9 protein-coding genes are annotated in these 8,549 nt (G+C 76.7%); 3 read left to right on the plus strand and 6 right to left on the minus strand.

Annotated elements, in window-relative coordinates; genetic code table 11:
- Window positions 1-98: 98 nt before the first annotated feature.
- Both VF468_25110 and VF468_25115 read left to right on the plus strand, forming a co-directional pair.
- A complete protein-coding gene (locus VF468_25110; GenBank protein ID HEX5881568.1) occupies window positions 99-1,022 on the plus strand; it encodes a UbiA family prenyltransferase in 924 nt (307 codons plus the stop codon).
- A gap of 175 nt (window positions 1,023-1,197) precedes the next feature.
- Window positions 1,198-1,716: a DNA-3-methyladenine glycosylase I gene (locus tag VF468_25115; GenBank protein HEX5881569.1), complete on the plus strand. Its 519-nt coding sequence runs from the start codon at window positions 1,198-1,200 to the stop codon at window positions 1,714-1,716.
- 47 nt (window positions 1,717-1,763) lie between these two features.
- Here the strand turns inward: VF468_25115 and VF468_25120 are convergent, their stop codons facing one another.
- The 3 genes from VF468_25120 to VF468_25130 all read right to left on the minus strand — a co-directional run bounded on the left by VF468_25120 (window position 1,764) and on the right by VF468_25130 (window position 4,839).
- Complete coding sequence (locus VF468_25120; GenBank protein HEX5881570.1) at window positions 1,764-3,146, minus strand: amidase family protein; 1,383 nt, start codon at window positions 3,144-3,146, stop codon at window positions 1,764-1,766.
- Between the two features lie 70 nt (window positions 3,147-3,216).
- The gene (locus VF468_25125; GenBank protein HEX5881571.1) at window positions 3,217-3,747 is read right to left on the minus strand and encodes a GNAT family N-acetyltransferase; all 531 of its coding nucleotides are present in this window, start codon (window positions 3,745-3,747) and stop codon (window positions 3,217-3,219) included.
- 12 nt (window positions 3,748-3,759) lie between these two features.
- Window positions 3,760-4,839 (minus strand): NYN domain-containing protein, encoded by a 1,080-nt coding sequence (locus VF468_25130; GenBank protein HEX5881572.1) that lies wholly within the window; start codon window positions 4,837-4,839, stop codon window positions 3,760-3,762.
- Window positions 4,840-4,868: 29 nt separating this feature from the next.
- Here VF468_25130 and VF468_25135 point away from each other — a divergent pair, with 29 nt between their 5' ends.
- Entirely contained in the window at window positions 4,869-6,137 is a 1,269-nt protein-coding gene (locus VF468_25135; protein HEX5881573.1) for an NAD(P)/FAD-dependent oxidoreductase, read from the plus strand.
- On the opposite strand, the gene VF468_25140 is transcribed toward VF468_25135, so the two are convergent.
- The 3 genes from VF468_25140 to aroA form a co-directional block, all read right to left on the minus strand.
- Window positions 6,134-6,886 carry an SDR family NAD(P)-dependent oxidoreductase gene (locus VF468_25140; protein HEX5881574.1) on the minus strand — a complete coding sequence of 251 codons (753 nt, stop codon included), beginning with the start codon at window positions 6,884-6,886 and terminating at the stop codon, window positions 6,134-6,136. The genes VF468_25135 and VF468_25140 overlap by 4 nt on opposite strands.
- Window positions 6,887-6,899: 13 nt before the next feature.
- A complete protein-coding gene (locus tag VF468_25145; GenBank protein ID HEX5881575.1) occupies window positions 6,900-7,313 on the minus strand; it encodes a TIGR03618 family F420-dependent PPOX class oxidoreductase in 414 nt (137 codons plus the stop codon).
- 32 nt (window positions 7,314-7,345) lie between these two features.
- The coding region (aroA, locus tag VF468_25150; GenBank protein ID HEX5881576.1) for a 3-phosphoshikimate 1-carboxyvinyltransferase at window positions 7,346-8,549 on the minus strand (1,204 nt) is incomplete at its 5' end.

The following is an 8,549-nucleotide window of genomic DNA, read 5'->3' on the forward strand; positions in this document are numbered from 1 at the left end:
GAGGCGGATCGGTAACCGGGGCTGGGGACAACCCGGAGCACCCGTCGCCGCCTTCGGCTACCCTCCCGAATCAGGGGCCCCGGAACCAGCGGGTCGGGGTGCCGCGCGCCGAACCGGGTGCCAGACCGAGCCCCGAATCGAGTGCCGAACTGGGTGCCGAACCAGGCCCCGGGCGGCGCGGCCATGGCCCCTGGCATCCCGCGACCCAGCTGGAGATCCTGCATGCGGCCCCGGCGTTCGCGGTCGTCGGGGTCGGGCTGGCCTTCGGGCTGGTGGCCATGCGGGCCGACCCGCAATGGGACCGGCTGGCCCTGCTGGCCGGGCTGCTGGGATGCAACCAGTACGCCGCCGGGGCCCTCAACGACGCCGTCGACGCCGAGGCCGACGCCGCCGCCGGCCGGGGCAAGCCGATCCAGCGCGGGGTGATCTCCCGCCGGGCGGTGGCCACGGCGGCCGTCGTCGCCGGGGTCGCCTCGCTCGGCTTCGGCCTCGCCCTCGGCCCGGCCACCTTCGCCCTGGCCGTGGTCGGGCTGGCCTGCGCCTGGTCCTATGACCTGTGGCTGAAGGGGACGATGTTCAGCGCCCTGCCGTTCGCGGTCGCGGTGCCGATCGTGCCGCTGTTCGGCTACGGCGCCGCCGGGCGCTTCCCGCCCGTGCTGTGGTGGGCCTGGCCGATCGGCGCCCTGCTGGCCGTGGCCACCCACCTGGCCGACGCCCTGCCCGACGTGGAGCGGGACCGGGCCACCGGGGTCCGGGGGCTGGCCACCCGGCTCGGGGTCGGCCGGGCGGCCGCCGTCGCCGCCGCCTGCTACGCCGCCGCCGTGGTCATGGCCCTGTGGTCGGGGCTGGCCGCCGGGGACCGCCCCGTGGTGGTGGCCGGGGCGGCCCTGGCCGTCGTCCTCGGCCTGGCCGCCGTGCCGGCCGGGGCCCGCGGCCCGGCCGGCCGCCGGGTCGCCTACCGGCTGCTCCTGGCCGGCATGGCCGCCCTCGCCCTCGGCTGGGCCGGCGCCGTCCGCCCCTGACCGCGGCGCCGGAGCCGGATCAGGTGCTTCGTGGGAGTTCGTGTGGGTTCTCGGGCCGCCAACCCGGGGGGCTGTGGACAGCTGGTTACCTCCTGGGCGCCTCGTCGTATTACGCTTCAGCGGTCGTTCCGGCGACCATGAGCCTCACCGCCGACGCGCACCACGGAGGTCGTGCATGGTGCTCCCCGCGCTTGATGGCAAGACCCGCTGCCGTTGGGCCGCCACGGATCCGGTCCTCGCCACCTACCACGACAACGAGTGGGGCGAGGCCCCGGTCGGTGATGCCGGCTGGTTCGAACGCCTCAGCCTCGAGGTGTTCCAGGCCGGCCTGTCCTGGCGCACCGTGCTCGCCAAGCGCGACGGCTTCCGCCGCGCCTTCCACGACTTCGAGCCCAAGATCGTCGCCGCCTTCACGGCCAAGGACGTCACCGGCGTCCTGCGCGACCCCGGGATCGTCCGCAACCGGGCCAAGGTCCTGGCCACCATCGAGAACGCCAAGGTCGTGCTCGCCCTGGCCGACGAGCACGGCTCCTTCGGCGAGTGGGTCGCCGCCCAGCCGGACGACCTCGAGGGCCAGCAGCGGGTCTACCGCCAGACCTTCCAGTTCGCCGGCCCTCAGGTGGTGGAGGCGTTCCTGCAGAGCGTCGGCCGGGTCCCGGCGCCGCACGAGCCGGGCTGCTGGCGTCTCGACTAGCCCGGCCACCCCGGGCCGGGCCGGCGGGCCCGGGCCCTCAGGGTGGCTCAGCTCGGCGGGGGGACGTAGCCGCCGGTCACCTCCGCCAGCAGGCCGGCGAAGGTGATCGCCGTGTCGTCCTCGAACAGCGGGCCCACCACCTGGGCGCCGACCGGCAGCCCGCCGGTGGTCCGCCCGACCGGCGCGGCCACCGCCGGCAGACCGGGCAGGGCCGCGTGCGCGACCCAGAACGCCTGGTCGGCGTAGGGCCGCTCCCCCTCGGGGGTGGCGATCGTGCGGGCCTCGAAGGGCCGGGGGTCGTGCGGGAAGGCCGGGGTGAAGCTGGCCGGGCAGAGGAACACGTCGACGTCGCCGAACCAGTGGGTCCAGGCGGCCCGGGCGGCCATGCGCCGGTGCTCCTGGCCGACGACCTCGGCGAACGCCGGCAGGTCGTCGCCGGGCTGCTGGTAGGCGAAGAAGAGCCCGACGTGGAACCCGAACGACTCGGCCTCGCGCGCCGGGTCGATGCCGTCGGGCCAGCCCTCGACCACCGTCGCCCCGGCCCGGGCCAACGCGTCCACGGCGTCCGACAACGGTCCCGCGACCTCGCTGGAGACGGGCGCCTGGTCGTGGTCGAGCACCACCCCGACCCGGAAGTCCCGCAGCCGGGTGTGGCGCGGCGGCGGCAGCGTCCAGGCATAGGCCCTGGCGGCCGGGACCTCGGGGCCGGCGGTGACGGCCAGGGCGGTCCGCAGATCGGCGGCCGAGCGGGCCAGCGGCCCGACCGCCGACAGGTAGGTCATGTCGCTCGGCCCGGCCGGGGGGCCGGGCGGCTGGAACCCGGTCAGGGGGACGACGCCGACGCTGGGCCGGACCCCGTAGACGCCGCAGTAGCTGGCCGGGAGGCGGATCGAGCCGACCAGGTCCGAGCCGTACTCGAGGAAGCTCAGCCCGGCGGCCACGGCCGCGGCGGCGCCGCCCGACGAGCCGCCGGGGCTGCGCGCCGGATCCCACGGGTTGCTGGTGACACCGTGGAGCTCGTTGGCCGTCTGCCCGAAGTCGCCGAGCATGAAGGCCACGTTGGTCTTGCCCACGACGACCGCGCCGGCCTCCCGGAGCCGCCGCACGACGGTGGCGTCGGCGGCGGCCACGTGGTCCTTGAAGGCGGGGTTGCCCCAGGTGGTGGGCAGCCCGGCGACGTCGAAGGCATCCTTGACGGTGATGGGGACGCCGTGCAGCGGCCCCAGCTCGCCGCCCCGGGCGGCCGCCTCGTCGGCGGTGGCGGCCTCACGCAGCGCCGCCTCGGCCCGCAGCTCGACCACGGCGTTGAGCGCCGGGTTGACGGCCTCGATCCGCGCCAGCAGGGCCTCGGTCAGCTCCCGGGACGACACCTCCTGGCGGCGCAGCATGGCGGCCACGTCGGTCGCCGGCAGCATCAGGGTCTGGTCCATGTCGTGTCCGCCCGTCATCGGAAGGTGGCGCCCGGCACCCACCGGTGTAGGGCCTCCCCCAGGGGCAGGGTCAAGCCTCTGGGTCCGCGGCGGGTTCCAGCTCGGCCGCGTAGGCGATGATGGTGACGCCGGGAAGCTCCTCGTCGCCCTCGGGTTCGCGCTTGAAGCCGGCCCGCTCGTACATGGCCCGGGCCACGGGCATCCACTCGGTGGTGTGCAGGGCCATGCGGCGCTTGCCGGCCGCCCGGGCCCGGTCCAGGCAGGCCTGGAGCAGAGCCCGGCCGATGCCGCGCCCGCGGGCCGCCGGGTCGACGGCCAGGAGCCGGAACATGGCGTCGTCGGGCCGCCACTGCATCGACCCGGGAGCCAGGTAGAGCGTGACCGTCCCCACCACCCGCCCGTCCTCGACCGCGACCAGCAGCACCCCCTGGGCGGCCCGGGCGGCCGCGTCGGCCATCTCGGCCAGGTAGCGCCGCCACGAGGGCGCGAACGGCCCGTCGGGGTCGGCCGGGGCGAACTCGGCGTTGGCCGCCACCGTCACCCGCCCGGCCGCCGCCACCTCCGCGTCGGTCCGCGCCTCCCGGATCTCGACCGGGCTGATCGGCCACCCACCCTAGTCGGGCACGTACAGGAAGTAGTCGCCCTCCTGGTCGTCCCATTCCATGTTGACGGTGCCCTTGGCCGCGGCGGCCTTGACGAACTGGAGGAAGCCGGCGTAGCCGAAGTCCTTCTCGGACCAGTTGGGGTCGCGCTTGCGCATCTGGTCCTTGAGCCCGGACAGCGGGACCTCGTCGTCGTCGCCCTGGAGCTCGAGCAGGGTCTGGCGGAGCAGGTCGAAGGCCTTGTCGGCCTGGCCGGACTCGGGGAAGTCGACCGCCGGGTCGCCGGGGGCCTGGCCCTCGGTGAGGGCGACGATGCCGTTGCGCTCGGCCTGGGCGAGCAGCTCCCGGAAGGCGCGGAAGCCGTAGTCGGACTCGGCGAAGGTCGGGTCCTTGCGCAGCAGGGCCCGCTTGAGCGACGAGGCCAGCACGGGCTCGGCGCCGCTCTGCTTCAGCCCGGCCAGGGTCTGGGTGAGCTGGCGCTGCAGCTCCTGCAGGTCCCGCTGGCCGGCCGGCTTGGCGCCGTCGTCCTTGCGTGGCTTGCTGGCCCGCCGCGGCGGCCGGGCGCCCCCGTTGCCGCCGCCGTTGCCGGCCCGCCGGCCGCCCTGGGAGACCAGCTCGCCGACCCCGGGCAGGCGGTCGTAGAACAGGAACTCGTCGCAGGCGGGGGGGAGCAGGTTGGAGGTCGAGCCCTTGACCCCGATGCCGATGACCCGCCGGTTCAGGGCCCGCAGGGCCGCCACCAGCGGGGTGAAGTCGCTGTCGCCCGAGCAGATCACGAAGGTCGACACGAACCCGCGCTCGTAGGCCAGCTCCATGGCGTCCACGGCCAGCTTGATGTCGGCGGCGTTCTTGCGCACCGCCCCGGTCCGCTGGGGGATGTCGATCAGCTCGCAGTTGTGCTCGACCAGGGTGCGGCGGTCGCCGGCGAACAGCGTCCAGTCGGCATAGGCCCGCCGGGCCACCACCCGGCCCCGCTCGGCCAGGGCGTCCATGATCGGGCCGACGTCGAAGCCCCGGCCGATCTCCCTGGCCCCGATGACCAGGTTCTCGTGGTCGATGAACAGCGCGATGCGTGCTTCCTCGTCAGGCATGGGTGAACACTACGCCGTAACCTGTGGCCGTGCCTACGACCCGGGTGTGCGTCATCGGGGCCGGCCTGGCCGGGCTGGCCGCGGCCGTGGCCCTGGCCGAGGGCGGGCTGGAGCCGCTGGTGCTGGAGGCCCGCCGGCGGGTCGGGGGGCGGGTCCACTCGCGGCGGCTGGCCAACGGCGCCGTGGTCGAGCTCGGGGCCGAGTTCGTCGAGGCCGACCACGAGACGCTGGTCGCCACCGCCGCCCGCCTGGGCCTGGCCATGGCCCCGGCCGGCATGGCCTACGGCGACCGCGACCCCCGCGGCGGCCTCGGCACCGACCGGGCCACCGTCCTGGCCGAGGTCGCCCGCCTCCGGGACCTGCTGACCGCGCCGCCCGCCGGCGGCCCCGGCGAGCCCGGCCCGGGCGGCCCCGACCTCCTGGGGCCCGGGCGGTCGGTGGCCGAGGTGCTGGACGGGCTGCCCCTCGACCGGGCCGCCCGCGAGGCCATCGCCGCCCGCCTGCAGGTGTCGACCGGCCAGCCGGTCGGGGAGCTGGCCGCGGCCGTCCTCGGCCACGCCGGCTCGAGCTTCTCGACCCGCGAGAGCCTCCGCGTCGCCGGCGGCAACCAGCGGATCGCCCTGCGGCTGGCCGAACGGCTCCCCGGCGCCGTCCACCTGGGCGTGCCCGTGCAGGCGGTCAGCTGGTCGGGCCCGGGCGTGCGGGTCGCGGTCGAGGGCGCCGAGCTGGACGCCGAGGCCTGCCTGCTGGCCGTGCCCGCCTCGGTCATCGGCCGGATCCGCTTCGATCCGCCCCTCCCGGACTGGAAGGCCGGCGCCCTCGGCCGGGTCGCCTACGGCCACGCGGCCAAGCTGTTCGTGCCCCTGCGCCGGGTGCCGCCGCCCAGCGCCGTCCTGTCCGTCCCCGACCACTACTGGACCTGGACCGCCAAGGGCGCCGACGGCGCCGTCCAGCCGGTGGTGAGCGCCTTCGCCGGCTCCGCCCCCGCCCTGGCCGCCCTGGAGGTCAGCGCCGGCCCGGCGGCCTGGCGCCGCCGCCTGGCCGCTCTCCGCCCCGACCTCGACCTCGACCGCGGCGCCGTCCTCTCCACCTGGGACGACGACCCCTGGATCGAGGCCGCCTACTCCACCCGCACCCCCGCCTTCCGCCCCGGCGACCCCGACCTCCTCGCCCGCCCCGTCGGCCCCCTCCACTTCGCCGGCGAGCACACCGCCGGCCCCTGGTCCGGCCTCATGGAAGGCGCCCTCCGCAGCGGCCACCGCGCCGCCACCGACCTGGCGGCCGCCCACGGCGGCTAGCCGAGGTTGCGGGCGACCTTGTACGAGGCTGCCTGGGCGACCGGGCGGACGACCATGAAGTCGATGTCGACGTGCGGGGGGCGGGTGACGGCCCAGGTGATGCAGTCGGCGATGTCGTCGGCGGTCAACGACTCCACGCCGGCGTAGACCTCGTCGGCGCGGGACTGGTCGCCGCGGAAGCGGATGACCGAGAACTCGGTCTCGACCATGCCCGGGGCGATCTCGGTGATGCGGATGGGCTCGCCGTTCAGCTCCAGGCGGAGGGTGTCGGTGATGGCCCGGACGGCGTGCTTGGAGGCGGTGTAGCCGGCGCCGCCTTCGTAGACCTCGAAGCCGGCGATGGAGCCGAGGTTGACGATGTGGGCGTGGGGGGCGGCCCGCAGCAGGGGCAGGAACGTGCGGGTGACCCGCAGCAGGCCGACGACGTTGGTGTCCATGGTGACCTGCCAGTCGGCGTCGCGGCCGTCGGCCACCGGGTCGAGGCCGGGGCCGGTGCCGGCGTTGTTGACCAGCAGGTCGGCGTGGCCGTAGCGGTCGCCGACGGCGGCCGCGAAGGCGTCGACCGAGGCCGGGTCGGTGACGTCCAGGGACAGGGTGGTGGCCCCGACCTCCTCGGCCAGGGCCTGGAGGCGGTCGGCGCGGCGGGCCCCGGCGACCACGTGGAAGCCGGCCCGGGCCAGCTGGCGGGTGCTGGCCGCCCCGATCCCGCTGGACGCCCCGGTGACGACCGCGATCCGCTCGCCGGGCATGGGCGACCTCCTGTCAGCGTGGGGACGGGTAGACCCGCTCGGGGGTGAGGACGTAGACCAGGCGGCGCTCGGCGACCATGGCCGCCCGGTACTCCTCCAGGTCGTCGGGGTCGCGGCCGGTGGCCGCCCGGTACAGGCGCAGGTTGTCCTCGACCCGGCGCTCGCGCCGGGTCTCGACCGGCCCGCTGACGGTCAGCCACTCCCCCCAGAAGCCCTTGCCGAGCACGGTCAGGCTGGCGAACGGCCGCGCCGCCAGGTACCGGGTCCGCACCCGGAGGTCCGTGCCCGAGCTCCACAGCTGGTCGTCGACCAGGGCGCACAGCACCGGCACGGCGTGGGGCCGGCCGCGGTCGTCCACGGTGGCCATCACGGCGCTGTGGTTGGCCTCCAGGAACGCGCGCTGCTGGTCGGACAGGATCTCGGCCATGGCTGCTCCCCCGCGGCGGATGGATGGAGCGGTTACTGTACCGGGCCGGGATGGGCCCGGTAGGCCAGCCCGCCCGCGGCCAGGTCGCGCCAGAAGCCGGGGTAGGTCTTGGCCACGCAGCCGGGGTCCTCGAGGACGACGCCGGGGACGCGGGCGGCCACGGCGGCCAGGGCCATGGCCATGCGGTGGTCGCCCCAGGTGGCCAGCCGGGCCGGGCGCAGCCGCTCGGGGCCGGCGCCGTCGATGACCAGCCCGTCGGGCAGCTCGGTGACGTCCACGCCGAGCTTGCCCAGCTCGGCGGCGAGGGCGGCCAGGCGGTCGGTCTCGTGGCCGCGGGTGACGGCGACCCCGCGGACGCGGGAGCGGCCGGCGGCCAGCGCGGCCAGGGCGGCCACGGTGGTGACCTGGTCGGGCATGGCCGTCAGGTCGGCGTCGGCCGGGCCGAGCCGGTCGGGGCCGTGGACGGTCAGGCAGGCGCCGTCGCGGGTCACGGCCGCCCCCATCTGCTCCAGCAGCCCGGGCAGGGCGGCGTCGGGCTGCAGCGTGCCGGGGGTGGCGTTGGTCACCGTGACCTGCCCGCCGGTGGCGGCGGCCAGGGCGAACAGGTGGGCGGCGGCGCTGGCGTCGTACTCGACGGCCAGGTCCCTCGCCCGGTAGGGCCGGCCGGCCTCGACCCGCCAGGCGGCCGGGCCGGCCGGCTCGACGGCGGCGCCGAAGTCGCGCATCAGCGCCGCGGTGAGGTCCACGTAGGCGGCCGCCCCGAGCCGCTCGGCGGTCAGGGTGACCGGCCGGCGGGCATAGGGGGCGACCAGCAGCACGGCGCTGGCGAACTGGCTGGAGGCGGCCGTGTCCACGGTGGCCCGGCCGCCGGCCAGGCCGCCACCGGCCGCGGTCACCGGGGGCAGCCCGCCGTGGTCGGCGACCTCGGCCCCGAGGGCCCGCAGCGCCGCCACCAGCGGCCCCACCGGCCGCCGGAGCAGCGGCGCCGCCCCGGTGACGGTCGCCCCGGCCGGGGTCAGGGTGGCCGCCGCGGCCAGGAACCGCATGGTCGTCCCCGACAGCCGCGCGTCCAGGGCCCGGCCCGGGCTGGCCGGCCGCCCCCCGGTCCCCGTCACCGTCCAGGTGCCGGCCAGGTCGACCCCGGCGCCCAGCTCGGCCAGGGCGGTGGCCATGGCCTCGGCGTCGTCGCTGGGGGCGGCGTCAGCAAGCCGGCTGGGGCCGTCGGCCAGGGCGGCG

This window comes from Actinomycetota bacterium (genome assembly GCA_036280995.1).
Classification (GTDB): Bacteria; Actinomycetota; CALGFH01; order CALGFH01; family CALGFH01; genus CALGFH01.

What these genes read in the sequence shown, in the direction of transcription:
- VF468_25115 (HEX5881569.1), top strand. Translation starts at nt 1,198, where the DNA reads ATGGTGCTCCCCGCGCTTGATGGCAAGACCCGCTGCCGTTGGGCCGCC.
- VF468_25120 (HEX5881570.1), bottom strand. Translation starts at nt 3,146, where the DNA reads ATGGACCAGACCCTGATGCTGCCGGCGACCGACGTGGCCGCCATGCTG.
- VF468_25130 (HEX5881572.1), bottom strand. Translation starts at nt 4,839, where the DNA reads ATGCCTGACGAGGAAGCACGCATCGCGCTGTTCATCGACCACGAGAAC.
- VF468_25140 (HEX5881574.1), bottom strand. Translation starts at nt 6,886, where the DNA reads ATGCCCGGCGAGCGGATCGCGGTCGTCACCGGGGCGTCCAGCGGGATC.
- VF468_25145 (HEX5881575.1), bottom strand. Translation starts at nt 7,313, where the DNA reads ATGGCCGAGATCCTGTCCGACCAGCAGCGCGCGTTCCTGGAGGCCAAC.